This is a genomic window from Arthrobacter sp. D3-18 (assembly GCF_054408525.1).
This window is the reverse complement of record NZ_CP096440.1, coordinates 3,237,958-3,258,603: the sequence shown is the minus strand read 5'-3', so window position 1 is coordinate 3,258,603 and position 20,646 is coordinate 3,237,958. Positions and strand designations below refer to the sequence as shown.

Annotated in this window: 19 protein-coding genes and 1 pseudogene; 11 read left to right on the top strand and 9 right to left on the bottom strand. The window is 62.1% G+C overall.

All coding sequences use genetic code 11. From position 1 onward, the window contains the following. Positions 1-14: 14 nt before the first annotated feature. Both M1D89_RS17070 and M1D89_RS17065 read right to left on the bottom strand, forming a co-directional pair. Complete coding sequence (locus tag M1D89_RS17070; RefSeq protein WP_498645280.1) at positions 15-1,340, bottom strand: MFS transporter; 1,326 nt, start codon at positions 1,338-1,340, stop codon at positions 15-17. A 46-nt stretch (positions 1,341-1,386) separates the two neighbouring features. Beyond that, complete coding sequence (locus tag M1D89_RS17065; RefSeq protein ID WP_498645278.1) at positions 1,387-2,478, bottom strand: C45 family autoproteolytic acyltransferase/hydrolase; 1,092 nt, start codon at positions 2,476-2,478, stop codon at positions 1,387-1,389. Between the two features lie 179 nt (positions 2,479-2,657). On the opposite strand from M1D89_RS17065, the gene M1D89_RS17060 reads away from it, so the two are divergent. The 7 genes from M1D89_RS17060 to M1D89_RS17030 all read left to right on the top strand — a co-directional run bounded on the left by M1D89_RS17060 (position 2,658) and on the right by M1D89_RS17030 (position 8,199). Beyond that, on the top strand, positions 2,658-3,710 hold the full coding sequence (locus M1D89_RS17060) for a LacI family DNA-binding transcriptional regulator (RefSeq protein ID WP_498645276.1): 1,053 nt from the start codon (positions 2,658-2,660) through the stop codon (positions 3,708-3,710). Positions 3,711-3,775: 65 nt separating this feature from the next. After that, a complete protein-coding gene (locus tag M1D89_RS17055) occupies positions 3,776-4,342 on the top strand; it encodes a hypothetical protein (RefSeq protein WP_498645274.1) in 567 nt (188 codons plus the stop codon). 10 nt (positions 4,343-4,352) lie between these two features. Further along, positions 4,353-5,186, top strand: coding sequence for an exodeoxyribonuclease III (locus M1D89_RS17050; protein ID WP_498645272.1), 834 nt, complete (start codon positions 4,353-4,355; stop codon positions 5,184-5,186). A 20-nt stretch (positions 5,187-5,206) separates the two neighbouring features. After that, the gene (gene trpS / locus M1D89_RS17045; RefSeq protein ID WP_498645271.1) at positions 5,207-6,331 is read left to right on the top strand and encodes a tryptophan--tRNA ligase; all 1,125 of its coding nucleotides are present in this window, start codon (positions 5,207-5,209) and stop codon (positions 6,329-6,331) included. Between the two features lie 4 nt (positions 6,332-6,335). Beyond that, positions 6,336-7,013, top strand: coding sequence for a 2'-5' RNA ligase family protein (locus tag M1D89_RS17040; protein WP_498650979.1), 678 nt, complete (start codon positions 6,336-6,338; stop codon positions 7,011-7,013). Positions 7,014-7,098: 85 nt separating this feature from the next. Further along, positions 7,099-8,025, top strand: coding sequence for a YihY/virulence factor BrkB family protein (locus tag M1D89_RS17035; RefSeq protein WP_498650978.1), 927 nt, complete (start codon positions 7,099-7,101; stop codon positions 8,023-8,025). 21 nt (positions 8,026-8,046) lie between these two features. Then, positions 8,047-8,199: a hypothetical protein gene (locus M1D89_RS17030; RefSeq protein WP_017197830.1), complete on the top strand. Its 153-nt coding sequence runs from the start codon at positions 8,047-8,049 to the stop codon at positions 8,197-8,199. 86 nt (positions 8,200-8,285) lie between these two features. On the opposite strand, the gene M1D89_RS17025 is transcribed toward M1D89_RS17030, so the two are convergent. Then, entirely contained in the window at positions 8,286-10,469 is a 2,184-nt protein-coding gene (locus M1D89_RS17025) for a hypothetical protein (RefSeq protein WP_498650977.1), read from the bottom strand. 108 nt (positions 10,470-10,577) lie between these two features. Further along, positions 10,578-11,381: pseudogene (locus M1D89_RS17020) on the bottom strand (glycoside hydrolase family 43 protein); the annotation flags it as partial. 122 nt (positions 11,382-11,503) lie between these two features. Between M1D89_RS17020 and M1D89_RS17015 the strand changes: the two are divergent. Further along, positions 11,504-12,805: an ABC transporter substrate-binding protein gene (locus M1D89_RS17015; protein ID WP_498645269.1), complete on the top strand. Its 1,302-nt coding sequence runs from the start codon at positions 11,504-11,506 to the stop codon at positions 12,803-12,805. An 81-nt stretch (positions 12,806-12,886) separates the two neighbouring features. On the opposite strand, the gene M1D89_RS17010 is transcribed toward M1D89_RS17015, so the two are convergent. The 5 genes from M1D89_RS17010 to sdhC form a co-directional block, all read right to left on the bottom strand. After that, positions 12,887-13,663, bottom strand: a complete 777-nt coding sequence (locus M1D89_RS17010) for an alpha/beta hydrolase family protein (RefSeq protein WP_498645267.1) — start codon at positions 13,661-13,663, stop codon at positions 12,887-12,889. A 131-nt stretch (positions 13,664-13,794) separates the two neighbouring features. Continuing rightward, positions 13,795-14,577, bottom strand: a complete 783-nt coding sequence (locus tag M1D89_RS17005; protein WP_011773975.1) for a succinate dehydrogenase iron-sulfur subunit — start codon at positions 14,575-14,577, stop codon at positions 13,795-13,797. Then, positions 14,577-16,376: a succinate dehydrogenase flavoprotein subunit gene (sdhA, locus tag M1D89_RS17000; RefSeq protein ID WP_089594136.1), complete on the bottom strand. Its 1,800-nt coding sequence runs from the start codon at positions 16,374-16,376 to the stop codon at positions 14,577-14,579. The genes M1D89_RS17005 and sdhA overlap by 1 nt, the downstream gene beginning before the upstream one ends. Before the next feature lie 99 nt (positions 16,377-16,475). After that, positions 16,476-16,952, bottom strand: coding sequence for a succinate dehydrogenase hydrophobic membrane anchor subunit (locus M1D89_RS16995; protein WP_026542860.1), 477 nt, complete (start codon positions 16,950-16,952; stop codon positions 16,476-16,478). Positions 16,953-16,955: 3 nt separating this feature from the next. Further along, positions 16,956-17,336, bottom strand: a complete 381-nt coding sequence (gene sdhC / locus M1D89_RS16990; RefSeq protein WP_011773978.1) for a succinate dehydrogenase, cytochrome b556 subunit — start codon at positions 17,334-17,336, stop codon at positions 16,956-16,958. Positions 17,337-17,591: 255 nt separating this feature from the next. Here sdhC and M1D89_RS16985 point away from each other — a divergent pair, with 255 nt between their 5' ends. From M1D89_RS16985 to M1D89_RS16975, 3 genes are all read left to right on the top strand, one after another. After that, positions 17,592-18,725: a mannose-1-phosphate guanylyltransferase gene (locus tag M1D89_RS16985; RefSeq protein ID WP_017197836.1), complete on the top strand. Its 1,134-nt coding sequence runs from the start codon at positions 17,592-17,594 to the stop codon at positions 18,723-18,725. A gap of 110 nt (positions 18,726-18,835) precedes the next feature. Continuing rightward, positions 18,836-20,041 carry an amidohydrolase gene (locus M1D89_RS16980; protein WP_017197837.1) on the top strand — a complete coding sequence of 402 codons (1,206 nt, stop codon included), beginning with the start codon at positions 18,836-18,838 and terminating at the stop codon, positions 20,039-20,041. A 122-nt stretch (positions 20,042-20,163) separates the two neighbouring features. Further along, a complete protein-coding gene (locus M1D89_RS16975; protein WP_498645264.1) occupies positions 20,164-20,598 on the top strand; it encodes a MarR family winged helix-turn-helix transcriptional regulator in 435 nt (144 codons plus the stop codon). Positions 20,599-20,646: the final 48 nt, after the last annotated feature.

The following is a 20,646-nucleotide window of genomic DNA, read 5'->3' as shown; positions in this document are numbered from 1 at the left end:
GCAGCCCGCACCTTCTAGGCCGTCTCGATCTCAGCCATGGTCAGTTTCGCGTTGTCGCGCAGGCCCCAGGAGCACAGTCCCATGACTGCCAGCGCGGAGACTGTGTAAATCACGACGCCGATCGGGTCGCCATGCGTGGCGATCAGCAATGCCGTGGCCACAGTGGCTGCCGTGCCGCCACCCAAGGCTGAGCCGATCTGATAGCTGGCCGAAATGGCCGAGTAGCGGGAAGCTGCCGGGAACTGTTCTCCAAGGAATGCCGGCAACGGGCCCTGCGGAACAGTGTTCAGCGCGCCGCCCAGCGTGAACATGAGGAGGGCAAGCCAGCCGGTGTGTGTCTCGATGGCCGGGAAGAACGCCAGGAAGTAGATGATGAGCATCACCGAACCACCTATCATCACCGGCTTACGGCCGATCCTGTCGGAAAGAATCGCCGCGAGAGGTGCGGAGATGACGCTGGCCAGGGCACCCCACAGCTGGAACTGAAGTGATTCACTGTCGGAATAGCCGCGCTGGAGCACGTACGACATGAGGAACACTGTGGCGATGTAAGTGAAGGTGTTGTAGCCGTAGCTGACGCCGATCGACATCAGGATCTGCCGCGGATGCGACCTGAGGACTGCCAACAGTGGAATCCGGGGTGCCTGGGTCCCGGAAGGGCGTTCGTCCTGGGGGAGGGTCAGCCGGGCAATAAGGCCAGCCAGCACCAGCAGGCCGCCGATCCAGAAGGGTACCCGCCAAGCGAAGCTGGCCACTTCGCCGCCCGCGATGGCGTCAGTGAGCGTAAAAACGCCGGAACCCATCAGCACGCCCAACCCGATGCCCATGCTGGTGAAGCTTCCCCACAGTCCTCGGCGACCCGCCGGTGCCGCCTCGATTCCCAACAAGGCAGCGCCTCCCCATTCACCGCCGGCAGAGAATCCTTGAACCAGACGCAATGCGATGAGCAGCATAGGGGCCGTGGCGCCGATCGAATCCGCACTGGGCAGGCAGCCGATCAGAAAGGTGCTACCACCCATCAGGATGAGCGTGAGGATCAGGATCTTGCGCCGACCAAGACGGTCACCGAAGTGGCCCAGAACGATGCCACCCAAGGGCCTGGCCAGGAAGCCGGCACCGAAGGAAGCGAAGGCCACCAATGTTCCAGTCAGAGGATCAAGGTTGGGGAAGAAGAGCTGCGGAAACACCAAGGCTGCAGCCAATCCGTAGATGGTGAAGTCATAAAACTCCAATGCGGTTCCAAAACAGGAGACGAAGAAAGTACGGGCAGCTGAGACGGGGCGCTTGGACGACGGACCTTGTGGTTCCAGCGCAACATTGGGCTGAAGGGATTGCGGCAAGGAAGTGCCTTTCGTTGGTTGTTTTGTTGGGGTTGTATGGGTTGGGTTAGAAGATCTGGAAGCCGTCGCGTGTCGCATCGGCAGGGTTGGCAGCTGCGTAGTTGAGGGAGCAGTCTCCGGTATCGATGCTGATGGTCAGCAGCGTCCGCCACTGCTCGTGCAGTGGTGCCGAGGCATCGGGGTGGAAGCAAACCACGGACGACGCTCCCTCGGACGAGCAGAACTGCCTGGCCCGGTCCGAGATGCCCAAGCCGGCCAGCTCCGTCCTCACCCGCCCAAGGTGAACCAGGCGCTGCGGCGACAACGCGGCGTCGTCGATTGCGTCCTCTTCCGAGAGGACGGGGTCCAGGAAGTGGTTTGTGTGGAGCAGCCAGCCGTCGCTGCCAGCGTCCACGACGGCGGTGCCGGCCGGAGAGACCTCGATGCTGGCGGCTCGGCGTGGGGTGCTGGTGGTGTCGGCGGTAGCTGTGAACACCGTGAAGACCGTAGAGGCACTAACCCTGGCTGAGGACGCGATGGCGATGGCTTGGTCGATGGTCGAGGCCTCATCGAGGATGCGGCGGGCGATTGCGTGGACCGGAACTCCAGCGGAGTCATCATCCGTGGAGTGGGCAAGGATATTGAAATGCAGGCCGAGGCCCTCACTGTTAACACCGATCTTGCCCAGCGTCCCGAACTCCGTGAACGTCTTGGTGATCCGACCGGGGGATGGGGTTAGCTCGAGCAAGAGTCCGTCGGGGGCGAGGTGGTCATGCCAGTCCCAGGTCTGAATGGTTTCCGGCGCCGAAGCCCGGGCTGGTGCGTAGACCGCCGTCGAGCATTCATGGGAGCCGACCTTCCGGGGTGCTGCCGCAAGAATCTCAGTGCGTGCGTTGACCACACTCAGCTCCCAGGTCTTGATTCCTGCGCCGGCGGCCCAGCCCTCGGCTTCCTTGGCCAGTGCCGGGCACCAAGCATGGAGGGCTGCATGGCTCTGCTCCGCAACGTCCCGGATCTTCTGCGGGGCGATGCCAAGTGTGGCGAAGAAGTCAAAGTAGAGCTTTGCGGTGTTGCGTGTTTGTGCCTCCCATATGCGGCCGATGTCGAAGCCGCGCTCGCGGGGATCGTGCGGGGCGGATGTGTGGCGGTGAAGCTGCATAAGTCTCCTTGGGGAGCCATCCCCGTTTGAGTGCGGGTGGGCTCTTGGATGAGGTGGATTACTTGTGACGCTCAAAGTACGGAAGAAAAACGTTTTTGTGTAGCGGGTCCGCGAGATTTATTGTTAATTTCGGAAGTCGGAACTCCCGGGATCCCAAGGCGACGAAAATAGGGGAGCGCATGGCCCGCGAACTACAACACGGCGCCACGATCTGGGACGTAGCGCGGAAAGCCGGAGTCTCGATTACCACGGTGTCGCACTCCCTCAATGGCAAGGGCAACATCAGCGAGGCCACCCGGGAACGGGTCCGCGCCGTCGCCTCGGAGATGGGTTACGTTGCAGACGCCATGGCGCGGGGGCTTCGAAGTTCCAAGATGAATGCGATAGGGCTGGTGTTCCGCTCCTTGGACAGCTTGGGCAACTATGGTCCCAATGGCGTGGACGTCTTCATGAGACTCGCGGGAGCAGCCGCGGCCGAGACGCTGAATCGGAATCTGGGCCTGATGCTCGTCCCCGACTTGAGCCGTGGACCGCTTCCTCCGTTTTCCATGTCCCTGGACGGTTACATAGTTTTCGCCCCGCATCTGGATGACCCAGTGGTGGCTTTGCTGGAGAAGCGTGGAATTCCCTATGTGACCTGGGACCGCGATCCGGGCCGCCCCGAGTTCCGGAACTGGGTCGCTCACGACGACGCAGCGTCCACACGAGTCGTCTTGGACCACCTGGCAGCGGCGGGCACTGGATCCATCGCCTACGTGGGCGGCACAGACAGGAACGCCTGGAACTTCGATTGCGAGGCCGCCTACGTTGCCTGGTGCCTGGAAACCGGCAAGGAGCCCCGGATTTATCACGTACCGGAACGGGACGGCGTGGAGGGTGGTCGGCAAGTGGGCGCCAGGATTTTGGGCGACGGCCTGCCGGGCGCAGTTTTTTGCTTAACGGGTAGGCACGCCAGCGGCGCAGCCCAGGCAATGCAGGAACGTGGAGTCCGTATCCCGGGGGACCTGCTGGTGTGCACGGGCTCGGACTCTGAGCACTCACGGCAGCATAAGCCCCCGATTTCCGCCCTCGACGTGGATATTCCTGCTGCAGCCGCCGCGCTGGTCCAGCGACTCTGCGAAGTCATGGAAGGTGAGCTGGAACCTGAACCGGTGCTGCTGGCGGCGAGGTTCCTGCACCGCAAATCCACGTCGCCTGGCAAAACCCGGAATCAGCAGAGGCGCGGACCCTAGTGTGGGCATGTTCGCCGTCCGTGGAAGAGGACGGGGCACCTTTCCGCATTTGAGAGAATGGGTTCATGCAATCTCTCGGTGACCCGCACCCGTCCACGTCCCCCGCCGGTAAAGGCCTGTTCAAGGGCTTCCGCATCGGCGGCCTGGGGATGACAGTCGTCATCATCGCTTTCCTGGTAGCCGTCATCTTTGCGGCCAACCAGAACGATGTTGTGGGCTGGGTTGTTGCCGTGGTTGCTTTCGGGTGGCTTGCCCTTGCAACGTTCGTGGTGCTGAGCATCCGCAAAGCCGCGCAGCGGGCCGGCGCCAAGCTGACCGAAGCGCAAAATGCCTTCAACGCCGCAGCCGGCCGTGCGCCGTCGTCGTCCGCTGCTGACAACGGTGGCACGCGCGTAGTTGCCGAGCGCAGCAAAGTCGATGAAGTCCGCGACCTCAAGCTGGACCACTCTTTCAAGATTGTGCAGGTGCAGGTCCGCGTGGTCGACGAGGAGCGAGCCAAGGGCGCAACGGCCAACCAGGACACCATCAACCGGGCGCTGGAAACCATTGCTATTACGGCAACGAATGCGCGGGACATGATCAAGTCTTCGGGTGGCTCGGACGAGCCCGTGGCCGGCACCATCATCGACTAGAGTGGACCGGGTGAGTACGGCATTGAAGAAGGACTTCCTTCGCATCGCATCAGTTAACGTCAATGGCCTGCGGGCTGCCTACAAGAACGGCATGGCGGAATGGCTGGAGCCACGCGAGGTAGACATTCTCTGCCTGCAGGAAGTGCGCGCCCCTGACGACATCGTCAGGAAGCTGATTGGCGAAGGTTGGCACATCCTCCACACCGAGGCCGAGGCCAAGGGCCGCGCCGGTGTTGCCATCGCGTCCCGCGAGGAGCCCACCACCACCCGAGTTGGTGTTGGCGACGACTACTTCGATACGTCCGGGCGCTGGGTCGAAGCGGACTACACCGTCAGAAACACAGCGGGCGACCCCACCACACTCACCGTTGTCAGTGCCTATGTGCACTCCGGAGAAGTGGGAACCCCCAAGCAGGATGACAAGTTCCGTTTCCTGGATGCCATGACCGTCCGCCTGCCTGAGCTCGCGAAACACAGCGACCATGCTTTGGTGGTTGGCGACCTCAACGTCGGACACACCGAACTGGACATCAAGAACTGGAAGGGCAACGTCAAGCGTGCCGGCTTCCTCCCGGCGGAGCGGGCATACTTTGACCGCTTCCTCGGCGAAGAAATCGGATGGAGGGATGTCCACAGGGGCCTGGCAGGTAATGTCGCCGGCCCCTACACCTGGTGGTCCCAGCGCGGTAAGGCCTTTGACACAGACACAGGCTGGCGCATCGACTACCACTTGGCCACTCCGGACCTTGCAGCAGCCGCTTTCTCGGCTGTGGTCGACCGGGCGCCTTCGTGGGACACCCGCTTCTCTGACCACGCACCGCTGGTAGTCGACTACCGGCTCTAAACTTCCTAAGGTATTGCTCCATGACTAGTTCCACCACGACTGAAACCGGCGCATCGGCTGACGCTGCGACCGAACCGAAGCCCGTGACGTCCACCAAGCTTGCCGTTGGCGCCAAGCACCGGGTCCTGTCCGGCATGCAGCCCTCCGCCGATTCCCTGCACCTTGGCAACTACCTGGGCGCCTTGGTCAACTGGGTCCGGATGCAGGATGAGTACGATGCCGTCTATTTCATTCCTGACCTGCACGCCATCACCGTGCCGCAGGATCCGGCGGAACTCGCCCGGCGCACCCGGGTTACGGCAGCGCAGTACATCGCCGGCGGAGTGGACGTGAACAAGTGCACCCTCTTCGTCCAGTCCCAGGTTCCCGAGCACGCCCAGTTGGCGTGGGTCCTGAACTGCATCACGGGCATGGGCGAAGCCGCCCGCATGACCCAGTTCAAAGACAAGGCGCAGAAGCAGGGTTCGGACCACGCCAGCGTTGGCCTGTTCACTTACCCCATCCTGCAGGCCGCTGACATCTTGCTTTACCAGCCGCACGGTGTGCCGGTGGGTGAAGACCAGCGCCAGCACGTGGAACTGAGCCGAGACCTCGCCAACCGCTTCAACAGCCGCTTCGGCGAGACGTTCCAAGTGCCTGAGGCCTTCATTCAGAAGGAATCGGCCAAGATTTACGATCTCCAGAACCCCACCGCGAAGATGTCCAAGTCGGCGGAGTCCCCAGCCGGCTTGATCAATCTCTTGGATGACCCAAAGACTGTGGCAAAGCGGATTAAGTCAGCTGTTACGGATACCGAAACCGAGATCCGGTATGACCGCGAGAACAAGCCGGGCGTATCCAACCTGCTGACCATCTACTCGGCCATCAGCGGGACGCCGGTGGACAAGATCGTGGCTGATTATCAGGGGAAGATGTACGGCCACTTGAAGGTTGACTTGGCCGAACTTGTCTCCGGCCACCTGGCACCCATCCGGGAACGAGCCAACGAACTCCTGGCCGACCCCGCAGAACTCGACCGGCTGCTGGCCCTCGGCGCGGACAAGGCACGTGAAATTGCGGCCGCAACCCTCGCGGACGTCTACTCCAAGGTTGGTTTCCTGCCATACCGCGGCGATGCCTCCCACGGAATCCAGGGAGTCCGCTAACTCCATGTGCTCCGCTGGCCAGCTCAACGTCAAGACCGGCACCCGACAGGGTGCCGGTCCGGACGATTCCCGCCAGCCAGCTGTTTCCGGCACTGATTGCGGCGAGGATGAGACTATGTGCGTGGGCGTCATCCTCGGTTTCCCGCCGGAGATCGCCCGTGAACTCCAGGAATGGCGGGCCTCCTTCGGCGACCCGATGGCTGAGGTCATTCCGGCGCACATCACCCTGATCACCACCACACCCACCCAGGACTGGGCCGCTACCCGGGAGCATGTCAGGGAAGTTGCACGGACCCAGGAACCATTCGACATCACTATTTCCGGCACGGGTTCTTTCCGCCCTGTCTCGCCGGTGGTGTTCGTCAATGTGGAGGAGGGCTTTGAAGAGTGCGTGAAATTGCACGAGAAACTTCAAACCGGCCCGCTGGAACGGATGCTGCCTTTCCCATACCATCCGCACGTCACCGTGGCCCACGATGTCGCCCAGGAAAACCTCGACGAAGCCGAAACGGTCCTCAGGGATTACCGGGCCACCTTCCCTGTGGTTAGCATGGGACTTTACGAGCACGACACCAATGGAATTTGGCAGCTACGGGAAGAGCTCGACTTTGGCGGCGATACTGACGAAGCACAGCAAGCGGATCCAAGCCACAGAGGCGGACGTTCCTCCGCTGCCAACTGAGCTGGCGAAACTTAAACTCCAGCTTCTCCGCAAGCGGCAGGATTGGGGCCATGCGAAGCGCGCCGGCGAGGGCTTGCCGAAAAAGTTGGGTGCATTCTTTGCACTCTTTCTCGCCAGGCTGAATACCAACCGTGCTATGCGTTCCTTCCAGCACTACACCCGGCAGCACGGGCCGCTGTTGAGTGCCGGCATCGGTTTCAACATGTTCTTCTCCGTGACTGGTCTGCTCACAACCGGCTTCGCCATCGCGGGAATTGTTCTGGGCGGTAACCCCGCGCTGCAGGACGCCGTGGTCGACAGTGTGGCCGCGGCTGCCCCTGGCCTCCTTCAAGTGGATGGCGGCGAAGGGCTGGTGGATCCACAATCCTTGCTGAACCCGTCGGGCCTAGGATGGACGGCCGTCATTGCAGCCGTTGTTACGGTCTTTGTTTCCCTTGGCTGGATCGCCAGTATCAGGGAAGGCCTTCGGGGGGTAATGAACGCCGACCCTTTGGTCCGCAACCCGATCCTTCAGAAGCTTATCGACGCCGGCACCCTGCTGCTCCTCGGCGTCATCCTTGTCATCAGCGCAGGTGTCTCACTGGTCTTTGGAACGGCAGCGGACTGGCTGATCGCTTTGCTCAAGTTTGACGAGGGCGTTGCCGAGCCCATAGCGGCCACCGTCAAGATCGTGATCCCTCTTCTGCTGAACTGCGCGACGGCGGCAGTGCTGTTCCGCATTGCAGGTGGCCTGAAACTGGGACGCCGCGCATTCCTGGAAGGCGTTGTGCTGGCGGGCTTTGGGACCACGGTCCTGCAATTCTTCAGCACCGAACTTCTGGCCCGGTCCGGCAACAATCCGGTCCTGGCGTCCTTTGCCATCATTATCGGCCTGCTGATCTGGTTCAATCTGGTGAGCCAGGTGTATCTCGTCTCGGCGTCATGGTCTGCTATCCGCGAGGCTGACACGGCCTCGGGGGAGTCCCCCCGCAAGAAAGTCCTGGGTTCGCGTCGCGTGGCGCCCCGCACCTGACAGTTCTATCCGGAGGCCGTCGTGAACAACCAACTGTGGATCGCCTGCCTGCTCGGGGCTGCAGCGGGACTCGTGGTTGGCCAGCTGATCTTCAACTCGCCCTTTCTGGGTATCCTCATTGGCGTTGGGCTCGGCGCCTTGGTCGGAGCCGCGGTGGGACCCCGCCGGGGTTAGCAGGCGAGGCCCCTTTGCGGCAAGGTCCCGTTGCGACAGTATCCGTTGCGGCGAGGTCCCGTTGCGACAATATCCGTACGGCGATACTAGGGCGCCTTGACCAGCCCCTCCCATGCAACGGTCCAGTCGGTCGGGAATCCGGGAGCGTGCCGGTCCGGTCCGTTGTCCCAGCCGGCGGCCATCAGCGCGACAGCGGCAAGAAGTCCGCCATTGCCGGGCAGATAAAGCGGTAGTGAGTCGGTTTGGCGGTTGTGCCCGTTGGGGAGGACGGTATTTTTACCCGCGCTGAGGAGGAGCGCATCAACTGCGGCCTCAGGGTCCTCGAGTCGTGCGGCCGTCATGGCCATCACCGGGTAGTCCCAACCCCAGGTGCTGCCCCAGTCCCAGTCGGCCAGGACGTCTGAAAGGGTTGCTCGCATGATGGCCGGATCAATGAGATCCGTCTGGGGCAGGACTCCCAAGGCGCACAGCATGGATGGGTGGTCCGTGCGTATGGTGAACGGTTCGACGTCGATCGCAGCGTACGCGCCGTCAATCACACGTGGTGGCACCATGCCATCCGCCACGTCCCACCATGTCTGGACTGGCTCCAGACCCAGCCGCTCCCGCCACGCAGAAGCAGTCCGCAGGCCCCACTGCCAGTACGCCAGTTCGAACGTGGGATTAGTGACCTTGGCCCGGATGGAGCCGTAGCTTTCCTGCGCCGGAATCAGGGGAGGGCCCAGCTCAAACCCGCGCGACGTGGGATGCGCGAAGCTGGCCATGAACGCGGCAGATTCGAAGACTATCTCCGCAAATTCCTCCAACACTTCCCGGCTCGGATTGGCGCGGTACATCAGCTCCGCCAGGTGGATGGGGTGGGGCTGCTGCCAGATCAGGAAGGTTCCGATGGGGCTCGGGCTTTCCCGCCCGTCCGGTCCTACCTGCTTCGGCCAGCGCACGCCGTCGAATCCTTGTGCTTTCGCCGTCTGCCGTGAGGTCTCCAGCACCGTGGAGTACCACCGCAATGACGGCAGGAGCAGTTCTCCGCGATTCCACTGCGCAAAGTGCGCGGCATGCCACCAGTGCATCTCCAGGTGGAAGCGGCCGCGCCAAGAATTGCAGACCAGCCCGGTCTCCTGCGGCGGCAACGAACCCGCGCAATTGATCGCCGTCAGGTACTGCGACAACACGATCCTCCGTTCCAATTCCCTGGCCCTGGGATCATCCGTGGCATCAAGCTCGATCGCGCCTCCTGAAGACCAGAATGCAGGCCAGTACGCTGCCGAAGCGTCCTCGACGGTGCGCGCAGGTGAATGTCCGACGCCGGAACCGGCCTGGGCGTCCTGGCTTACTCCCGATGTGGGTCCGGCAAGCCTGTTGTTGCCTCGGGGGATGCAGTCACCGTCCCCGGCGGACAGGAAAGCAATGGAGACGTCCATGGTGGTGACCGCTGAGGCGGACGAGACTCGGAGCCGGTGCTGGGCGGTCTGTTCTACTGTCAGCTCTTGACCTGTGATGACCACCCGGTAGCGGGAATCGTCCAGCTCGCGTTGGGCTGTCCATGCTGCGGCACCGTTATGCCCATGTGCGGGGAGGTCCGGGCCTTCGAGGGATGTGGTGTGGGACTCCGGGTGCTTCCAGTCCGCGGCGTCATGCCATGCCTCGGAGCCGTAAGGAAAGTCCACGCCCACAACTAAGCCGGCGGCAAGCGCAGGCGACTCCACACGAATGCCGAGCTCGTCGCGGTCGGGGTGGCACGCCGTCGTCACGGTGACGGGATGACCCGCCACTGTGAAGCGGCTGGTCACTATGCCGGTCCAAAGGTTGAGCGTTTGTTCGGTGTCAGCGATGTCGGCTGGCATGAGGGGACGTTCCGCGCCGTCTTCCAGCCAACGGAAGCCGACTCGCCCCAAATCCAGCCGGTGCACGTTCGCCCGGAGCCACGTTTCGGCCAAGGAAGTGTCGGTTTCGCGGTCGTTCACGATGTCTCCCACCATGTCCACGTAGGGGACCGGGCCTCGGGGTGAATCGTAGAGGACGGTTGAGCCGGCCAGGTCGTAGGGCTGGGGCGAAGGAACGGAATGCCAGCCCCACTGCGCCTGCGTCCCGAGAAGCGTTCCCGGCGGCAAATCATCACGTGCTCCCACGGGGTAGTGGTTGGGGAGCGACTGAAGCCCGGTGAGGTCCATGGTGAAGGCGAATTCTCCGTTGCCCACCGAGACCGGGCTTCGCGGGTCCAGATGCTGCTGCCGGACGTTGTGCCGCTGGACCAGGGCCTTGCGATTGATACCGGCGCTGCCAGCGGGGCCGGGATCGGCCGACTCCAGGACCACGGTGTCCTCAAGCTCGCGGAGCGGGAAGAACGCGGCGCGTTCTTCAGGGCTGTTGTTGGGCTGGTGAAGTGTGAGGAACAGGCTGCCGTCCAAAGCCCGGCCGATCATGCCATGCCCGCCATCCGTGCCCCACAGCGGCTCAGTCTCCTGACTCCAGGGCCCCAGCACTGTGCCGGACTCGCTCTTGGCGATGCCCATGGAATAGCCCTGGTCACCAAAGCTGGACCACAGCATGATGAGCTTTCCGCTACCAAGCCTGAAGAGGAACGGCCCGTCAGTGACATACACGGGGAGCTCCTTGTCCCGGGCTGACGGGACATCCAGAGCGCGGGTCCACGGTGCTTGGGACGCGCTGAACAGGAAGATTGGCTCGCCTGCGGCGTGCCGCAAATCCGGGCTGAGGCGCTGGGCCATGATGGTGCCGTCCTGGACCTGTTTCCACTCGTGGCAGAAGACCATCCATGGTGCACCTTCGTGGTCAACGTGAAGCGTGCCGTCCAGGCACTCCCAATCGCGGGGAGTGACGGGGCCATTGCTCCATGGTTCATAGGGACCTTCCGGCTTCGCGGCAGAAAGTACCTGCGTTCCCCGGGAACGTCCCGGAGCGGTAAAGGTGGCAAACATGAAGTAACGGCCTTGGTACTCGTGCACCTCAGGTGCCCAATACTGTTCCCGGCTCCAAAACCCGTGCGGCGGCCGAAAGGCCTCGATGGGACCTTCCCACGTCATAAGGTCATTGCTCCGATAGCAGTCGAAACCCGTGGCTGGCCCAGACCAGATGTTCTTGTCGGTGCTTCCGAAGAGCAGATATTGCCCGGATTCCTGCAGCGTGACGACGAAGGGATCCCGGATCTGGATCTGGTCCAAGTGGTAGGTCAAAGCATTCTCCTTCGTCGCAGAAATAGTTCACGGTGGAAACTATTGACGAATATACACCGCCTTGATACGTTTCAGGAACCGTTTTCTTGAGTCTGAAAGAAGCTTACCCAATGGCGCGTAAATCTCTCCGAAGTATCCGCAAGTCAATAGCGTTCTTCACGGCGGTAGGCCTGCTTGGCCTTACCACAGCGTGTTCCAGCCCGACGTCCAACCAGGCCGAAGACGGCCCTGTAGAGATCCGGTTTTCGTGGTGGGGTAACGCCACCCGTGCCGAATTGACCAACAAGGCCATCAAGGAGTTCGAGGCCGCCAACCCCAACATCAAGGTGAAGCCGGAGTACGGAGACATCGGGGGCTACTTCGACAAACTGGCTACCCAAGTCGCTGCAAATGATGCCCCTGATGTGATCACCATGGGTGGGGCCTACCCGGCCGAGTACGCCAACCGAGGCGCACTGTTGGACCTTTCCAAAGTTGAAGACTCCCTCGACCTCTCCAAAATGGACCAGGGAGCCTTGGAAAACGGGCAGGTGCAGGGCAAGCAGTACGGTGTCTCGACTGGCGCCAACGCTTTGGCCATCGTAGTGAACCCCGCCGTCTTCCAAGCTGCCGGGGTGCCCCTTCCGGATGACAGCAAGTGGTCCTGGGATGACTTCGCAAAGACAGCCGCGGACATCACTGCCAAGAGTCCTAAGGGAAGCTACGGGACAGCCACGGTCCTCACACACGACTCGCTGGATGCCTTTGCCCGGCAACGCGGGGAATCCCTCTACACGCAGGACGGCCAGCTAGGACTGGGCAAGGAAACCGTTCAGGACTACTTCGATTTCTCCGTCAAACTCAGTGAATCCGGCGCAGCCCCGAGCGCCTCCGAAACCGTGGAGAAACTCAACGTCAGCACCGAGCAGACACTCATGGGTATGGGGCAGGCCGGAATGATGCTCACGTGGACCAACTCCTTGGGCGCCCTCAGCAAAGCATCAGGAGCTGAACTGAAGCTGCTGAAGCTGCCCGGCGAGACTCCCACACCCGGCATCTGGCTCCAGTCCTCGCAGTTCTACACCATCTCCGCCCGCAGCAAACACACGGACGCTGCAGCCAAGTTGGTCAGCTTCCTGGTGAACAATGAGGCCGCAGCCAAGATCATCCAGAGCGACCGTGGCGTGCCCAGCAACTCCGGCATGCGCACGGCCATCCAAGACCTGCTGACACCCCAAGGAAAGGTGGAAGCCGCTTACATCGACCAGATCGGCAAAATGGACTTCGCCCCAACGTTCATCGGCCCCACCGGTTCAACCGCCGTCTCCGAGATCACTGCCCGCATCAACACCGAGGTCCTGTTCAAGAGGCTGACCCCGGAGAAGGCTGCCGAGCAATGGCTCAGTGAGAGCAAGGCGGCCATAGGCAAGTAAGCACCCATGTAGGTCGCAGATAATGCCGTTATGAGAGCCCATAACGGCATTATCTGCTACCCAGTTGGGCCGGTAGGGTCATCAGCTAGCGTCGCGGACCTCGAGGTAAGGGTCCGCCCAAGCGCTGATGATCCGCGCAACACGTGCTGCCTGGCCCTTCCCGGTGAGGAGATGCTCGCTGCCCTCCAGGGAGATAAAACTCCGGGGGTGTCGGGCAGTCCGGAAGATTTCGCTGGCGTTGTCGATCCCCACGGTGTTATCGGTGGGGGAGTGCATCACCATGAGCGGCTTGTGGAGGGTGCGGATGCAGTCGCGCAGATCTGCGCGTTCCACGTCCTCCACAAAATGGCGGCGAATCTCCATAGGCCGTCCGCCAAGGTCCACCACCGCACTGCCATCGCGCAGAATGGACTCGATCTCGGCGTCGAACATGTGCTCAACATGTTTGGGCTCGTAAGGTGCGCCAACCGTCACCACGGCGTTGAGCCCTGGAATGTCGCGGGCCGCGGCCAGCACCGCTGCGCCTCCAAACGAATGACCCACCAGGAGTGAGATTCCCCGGCCTTGCTCCCGCATGAAGTTCGCGGCCAGGATGGTGTCGGCTACCTTGACGCTGAACGACCCCGCAGACCATTCACCTGCGGAGCTGCCCAAGCCCAGGTTGTCGAAGCGCAGCATCCCCACACCCTGCTCCGCGAGTCCTTTGCAGATCCGGGACGCGGCCGGGCTGTCCTTGCCGAGTGTCAGGCCGTGCGAGTACAGGCCCCAACCCCGGACGGGACCCTCGGGCACGTCCACGATGCCAGCCAGGGTGTCGCCGGTGCTTCCCGTGAAACTGATCTTCTCAGAGCGTGGCACGCTGATCTCCTTGCGTTGAGGTGAAGGTTGCGGGGTGACCGGTTACGGCACTTGATTAACGACGACGGCGCCACCCACCATCAGTGGTGAGCGGCGCCGTCGTCGTTTGGTTCCTTAGGGGACCGGCGTAACTAGATCTTGCGGGCCAGGATCGCCTGCTTGACCTCGGCGATTGCCTGGGTCACCTGGATGCCACGGGGGCATGCTTCGGAGCAGTTGAAGGTGGTGCGGCAGCGCCACACGCCTTCTTTGTCGTTCAGGATCTCAAGGCGCATGTCGCCGGCGTCATCACGGGAATCGAAGATGAAGCGGTGGGCGTTGACGATCGCAGCCGGACCGAAGTACTGACCATCGGTCCAGAAGACGGGGCAGGACGACGTGCAGGCCGCGCACAGGATGCACTTGGTGGTGTCGTCAAAGCGCTCACGGTCCTCGACGGACTGCAGGCGTTCCTTGGTAGGCTCGTGGCCCTTGTTGATCAGGAACGGCATGACTTCGCGGAAGGACTGGAAGAACGGTTCCATGTCCACGATCAGGTCCTTCTCCACGGGGAGGCCCTTGATCGGCTCGACGGTGATGGGCTTGGTGGTGTCCAGGTCCTTCAGCAGCGTCTTGCAAGCGAGGCGGTTGCGGCCGTTGATGCGCATTGCGTCCGAGCCGCACACACCGTGGGCGCAGGAGCGGCGGAAGGAAACGCTGCCGTCAATCTCCCACTTGACCTTGTGGAGGGCATCCAACACGCGGTCGGTGCCGTACATGGTCAGTTTGTAGTCATCCCAGCGTGCTTCGTCCGAGATTTCGGGATCGTAGCGGCGCACACGCAGCGTGATGTGGAAGGTGGGGATTTCACCGTCGCCTGCAACGCTTGCCGGGAGCTCGATCTTGGAAGCGGGCTCTGCCATTTCGGTCGTCATTAGTACTTACGCTCCATCGGCTCGTAACGGGTGAAGATGACGGGCTTCGTCTCAAGACGGATGCCCGCAACAGATTCCGCCGAGGAGTCGACGGTGACGGAAGTGTCCAGGTAAGCCATGGAGTGCTTCATGAACTTTTCGTCATTGCGGTCCGGGAAGTCCTCGCGGTAGTGGCCACCGCGCGACTCTTCACGGTGCAGCGCACCTACGGTCATGACCTTGGCCATGTCCAGCAGGAAGCCCAGTTCCACTGCTTCGAGGAGATCCAGGTTAAAGCGCTTGCCCTTGTCCTGAACGGTGACATGCTTGTACCGCTCCTCGAAGGAAGCGATATCGCGGAGGACCTGTTCCAGGGATTCCTTGGTACGGAACACCTGCATGTTGGCGTCCATGGTGTCCTGCAGTTCCTTGCGGATCTGCGCAACACGCTCGGTGCCGTTGCCGGTGAGCAGGCCGTCCAGGATGCCCCGGGTCATTGCCTCGGGGTCCTCGGGAAGCTCCACGTAGTCAGCGGTCTTCGAGTACTCCGCAGCGGCGATGCCCGCGCGCTTACCGAACACGTTGATGTCCAGCAGCGAGTTGGTGCCAAGACGGTTTGAGCCGTGCACGGAGACACAGGCAACTTCACCGGCTGCGTAGAGGCCCGGCACGATTGTGTCGTTGTCCTGCAGCACTTCGGTGGTGATGTTGGTGGGGATGCCGCCCATAGCGTAGTGCGCCGTGGGGAACACGGGAACGGGATCGGTGAACGGTTCCACACCAAGGTAGGTGCGGGCGAACTCGGTGATGTCCGGAAGCTTGGCCTCAATGTGCGCAGGCTCAAGGTGGGTCAGGTCCAGGAGGACGTAGTCCTTGTTCGGACCACAGCCACGGCCTTCGCGTACTTCGTTGGCCATTGCGCGTGCCACGATGTCACGGGGTGCGAGGTCCTTGATGGTGGGGGCGTAACGCTCCATGAAGCGCTCACCCTCCGAGTTACGCAGGATGGCACCTTCACCACGTGCACCCTCGGTAAGGAGGATGCCCAGGCCTGCCAGGCCGGTCGGGTGGAACTGGAAGAACTCCATGTCTTCCAGGGGGATGCCGCGACGGAACGCGATGCCCATGCCATCACCGGTGAGGGTGTGTGCGTTGGAGGTGGTCTTGAAGACCTTGCCGGCGCCACCGGAAGCGAACACCACGGACTTGGCTTGGAAGACGTGCAGTTCACCGGAAGCGAGGTCGTAGGAGACCACGCCGGCAACCCGCTTCTGCTTGTACGGGGTTCCGTCTTCGCGTACTGCGTCTTCTTCGACGATCAGCAGGTCAAGGACGTAGTACTCGTTGTAGAACTCAACGTTGTGCTTGACGCAGTTTTGGTAAAGCGTCTGAAGGATCATGTGACCCGTACGGTCGGCTGCATAACAAGCACGGCGGACGGGTGCTTTGCCGTGGTCACGGGTGTGGCCACCGAAGCGGCGCTGGTCAATCCGGCCCTCGGGCGTGCGGTTGAACGGCAGACCCATCTTTTCCAGGTCCAGCACGGCGTCGATGGCTTCCTTCGCCATGACCTCGGCTGCGTCCTGGTCAACCAGGTAGTCGCCACCCTTGATGGTGTCAAAGGTGTGCCATTCCCAGTTGTCTTCTTCGACGTTGGCCAGTGCTGCGCACATTCCACCCTGGGCTGCACCGGTGTGCGAGCGGGTGGGGTAGAGCTTGGTCAGTACCGCGGTGCGTGCTCGCTGACCGGATTCGATCGCGGCGCGCATGCCGGCGCCACCTGCACCGACAATGACGACGTCGTACTTATGGACCTGCATACCAGATGCTCTCTCTTTCAAAAATTCAGATGGTCGGCGGAGGCTGCTCCGCTACGTCAGGCGAACCGGTGCACTCCAGGGAGTGACCGGAAGGCGCCGCTACGGGGCCGGGCAGAAACCGCCAGGCAACTGAACGCCGTCGACGACGGGGCACGGGTTGAAGGTGAAGATCACCAGCGTGCCGAGGATGATGATGACCAGGGTGGCCGCGTAGAGGACCATCTTGAGCCAGAAGCGCGTGGAATCCTTCTCGGCGTAGTCGTTGATGATGGTGCGGACGCCGTTGGTGCCGTGCAGCATGGCAAGCCACAGCATGGCAAGGTCCCAGAACTGCCAGAACGGATCGGCCCACTTGCCGGCAACGAAGCCGAAGTCGATTGCGTGGATGCCCTCGCCCACCAGCAGGTTCACGAACAGGTGGCCGAAGATCAGCACCACCAGGACGATGCCGGAGAGACGCATGAACAGCCAGGCGATCATCTCGAAGTTGCCGCGGCTGGAGCCGGTGCGGTTGTACTTCGGAGCGATCTTCCCGGAGCCGATTTTTCCGCTGCGTGGGGATTCGATGGTTGTCATGGCTTAGTGGCCTCCCAGCGCGAGGGAAAGGTGGCGGATGGCGAAGCCTGCGAACGTGACAAGCCACAGCGCAAGCACGACCCACAGCAACTGGCGCTGGTACTTCGCGCCCTTCTTCCAGAAGTCAATGGCGATCACACGCAGGCCGTTGAAGGCGTGGAAAATGATCGCGGCGACCAGGCCCGTTTCACCCAGGGCCATGAGGGGGTTCTTGTATGCGCCAATGACGGCGGTGTAGGCCTCAGGGGACACGCGCACCAATGAGGTGTCCAGCACATGGACCAACAAGAAGAAAAAGATCACTACACCTGTAATGCGGTGTCCAACCCAGGACCACATGCCTTCACGGCCGCGGTACAAGGTGCCAGCTGGTTTTGTCGGCACTGATTAAACCTTCCTGCAACACAGCGGCGCTGGCATGGGATCCACGCGGGGGGAACGCCTGCTGCGAGAGCACTCGTAGCTCACGCCTAAATCTAGGCTTCGCTAACAGCATATTCAATTTAGGACGGGCTTCTCTGCTTGTTAATTCCATGTTTCCTGCCGATATTCAGGCGATTTTCGGCAGTGCCTGAGACGAACGCCACACGTGTGTCCCGCTGCGGGGGCTTGCCGCCCGGCACAGGATAAAGTGTTGCGGTGAGTACAGAAGACGCGAAATACCCGGAATCGCCATTGAACCGCTTCCATGCGGTTATTCCGGCGGGCGGTGTGGGGACCCGGCTATGGCCACTCTCGCGTGCCGCTGCGCCCAAGTTCCTCCACGATCTGACCGGTTCGGGCAGCACGTTGTTGAGGGCTACCTATGACCGCCTGGAACCGCTGGCCGGTGAACGGGTCCTTGTTGTTACCGGCGAAGCGCACCGCGCAGCCGTATGCCGCCAACTCCCCGAAGTGGGGGATGACGAGTTGGTGCTGGAAAGTGAGCCCAAGGACTCCGGTGCCGCCATCGGGCTCGCAGCAGCCATCCTTTACCGCCGCGATCCTGACACCATCATGGGTTCGTTTGCGGCGGACCATGTCATCAGCCCGGACAATCTTTTCCAGGAGACTGTGCGCGAGGCCATTTACACTGCGGCCACAGGGAAGATCGTCACCATCGGCATCAAGCCCACTCATCCATCTGTCGGATTCGGATACATCCGCTCCGGTGCAGCGCTGAATGTTGAGGGTGCCCCGAACGCACTTGCTGTTGCTGAGTTCGTGGAGAAGCCCAGCCAGGAAGTGGCCAACAAATACGTCGAAGCGGGAGACTACGTCTGGAATGCTGGCATGTTCGTTGCTCCCGTGGCGCTCATGCTCAAGCACCTTGAGGCCAACCAGCCGGAGTTGTTCAAGGGCCTTCAGGAAATCGCCGAGGCTTGGGACACGCCGGAGCGCTCGGAAGTGACGTCGCGCGTGTGGCCCACGCTGCCGAAAATTGCCATCGATTACGCCGTGGCGGAGCCCGCAGCGGAAGCCGGAGACGTCGCCGTCGTGCCTGGTACTTTCCGTTGGGACGATGTTGGCGACTTCGCCGCGATCGGCCGCCTCAACAACGCCGGCGATGTTGATGAAGTGACGGTGCTTGGTGAAGGCGCGCGCGTCTTCGCGGAGAATGCCAGCGGCGTGGTGGTTTCCGATACCAAGCGCGTCATTGCGTTGATCGGCATCAAGGACGTGGTCATTGTGGACACGCCGGACGCGCTCCTTGTTACCACCAAGGAGCATGCGCAACTGGTCAAGGGCACTGTTGATGCCCTGAAAGCCAGTGGCGACACGGACGTGCTGTAAAGCAACTGCTTATACCGTGAGCCACCTCTTTGGTTGTCCTGCGTCTGAACGCAGCGTAACCAAGAGGTGGCTTTCGTTCTTCGGGTGCCGCTCATGGCTAGAGTTGTGACGTGCGCAATTACACGACTGAAACCGAGCCCGCTCCCGTTGTGAGTCCTTGGGTCGATGAACTGCTTCCCGGGCTCATCGACTTCCGGCGTGACCTCCACGCGCACCCCGAACTGTCCTTCAAGGAATTCCGCACCACCGACAAACTGGTGGAGCGCCTTGAAGCAGCCGGACTGAAGCCGCGGCGCCTGGAGGAGACCGGACTGACGGTGGACGTGGGTGAGGGCCCCATTGCCACAGCCCTTCGAGGGGACATCGACGCACTGCCGATCATTGAGGAAACCGGCCTGCCGTTCGCGTCGAAGAACCATGGCGTTACCCACGCCTGCGGCCACGACGTCCACACCACTGCCATGCTCGGCATTGCCTTGACGCTGCAGCGGATGCACAAGAACAATCCGCTGGGCGGCACGGTCCGGATCATCTTCCAACCCGCCGAGGAAACCATGCCGGGTGGCGCGCTGTCCTGCATTGAGCAGGGAGTGCTTGAAGGCGTACCGCGTATTCTTGCGCTGCACTGCGATCCCCGGATCAACGTGGGCCAGATCGGCACCCGCATAGGTGCCATTACGTCCGCCTCGGACACTATCAAAATTGAGCTCTCCGGCCGTGGCGGACACACATCGCGGCCGCACCTGACCGAGGACCTGGTCTTCGCACTGGCGCAAATAGCGGTCAACGTCCCGGCTGTCCTTTCCCGCCGGGTGGACGTCCGCAGCGGCGTGTCGGTCGTATGGGGCCAGATTTCGGCTGGCTCCGCACCGAATGCCATCCCGGGCTCCGGCTACATGGCCGGCACCATGCGTTGCCTCGATCGCGATGCCTGGCATAGCGCGGGGGAGTTGCTGGACGACGTCGTGAGGCAGGTTGCCGCGCCCTACGGCGTAGACGTTCATCTTGAACACACCCGTGGCGTACCGCCTGTAGTGAACTCCGAGCATGAAACGGCCCTCATTGAAGCCTCTGCCCGCGCCGAGCTGGGTGAGAACGCGGTGGTCCTCACTCCGCAGTCCATGGGTGGCGAGGACTTCGCCTGGTTCCTGGCCGACCTTCCAGGGGCCATGATGCGCCTGGGCACGCACACCCCTGGTGGCGAAGAATATGACCTCCACCGCGGTGACTTCATCGTTGACGAGCGCGCTCTCGGCTATGCCATCCGCGTCCTGACGGCAGCCGCCCTCCGCACCATCCGCGACCTCGAACCGTAAACCCAACTGAGTCGCAGTTCAGGTCGTTCTGAGCCCTCAAAACGACGTGAACTGCGACTCAGTTGGGTGCACGCGGCGTAGATAGGTTGTGCACAATTGAATTGTGCACTATCGTTTTATCCATGAGTGATGCACCCCGCCTCCGCCATCAGGTCTGCTTTGCGCTGTACTCGGCATCCAAGGCGGCGACGGCGGTCTACCGCCCCGTGCTGGAGGACCTCGGCCTGACATACCCGCAGTACCTGGTGATGTTGGTCCTCTGGGAGCAGGAACCGCGCAGTGTGCGCGAACTCGGTGCGGAACTGGGCCTCGACTCCGGCACTTTGTCGCCCCTGCTCAAGCGCCTGGAGGCCATGGGGCTGGTGGAACGCCACCGCTCGGCCGAGGATGAGCGCCGGGTGGATGTCCTCCTCACCGACGCCGGCACCGCCTTGAGTGCCCGGGCCCAGGCTGTGCCCAAGCGTCTCGCTGACGCCGCCGGCCTATCGCCCGAAGAGATCGAGCAGCTCCACGCAACGCTCGGCAAGCTCACGGCAGCACTCAACGGCTCACTCTGAGGACAGCTCACTCTGACAAACCTCCGGAAAATCCCGGGACATCCATTC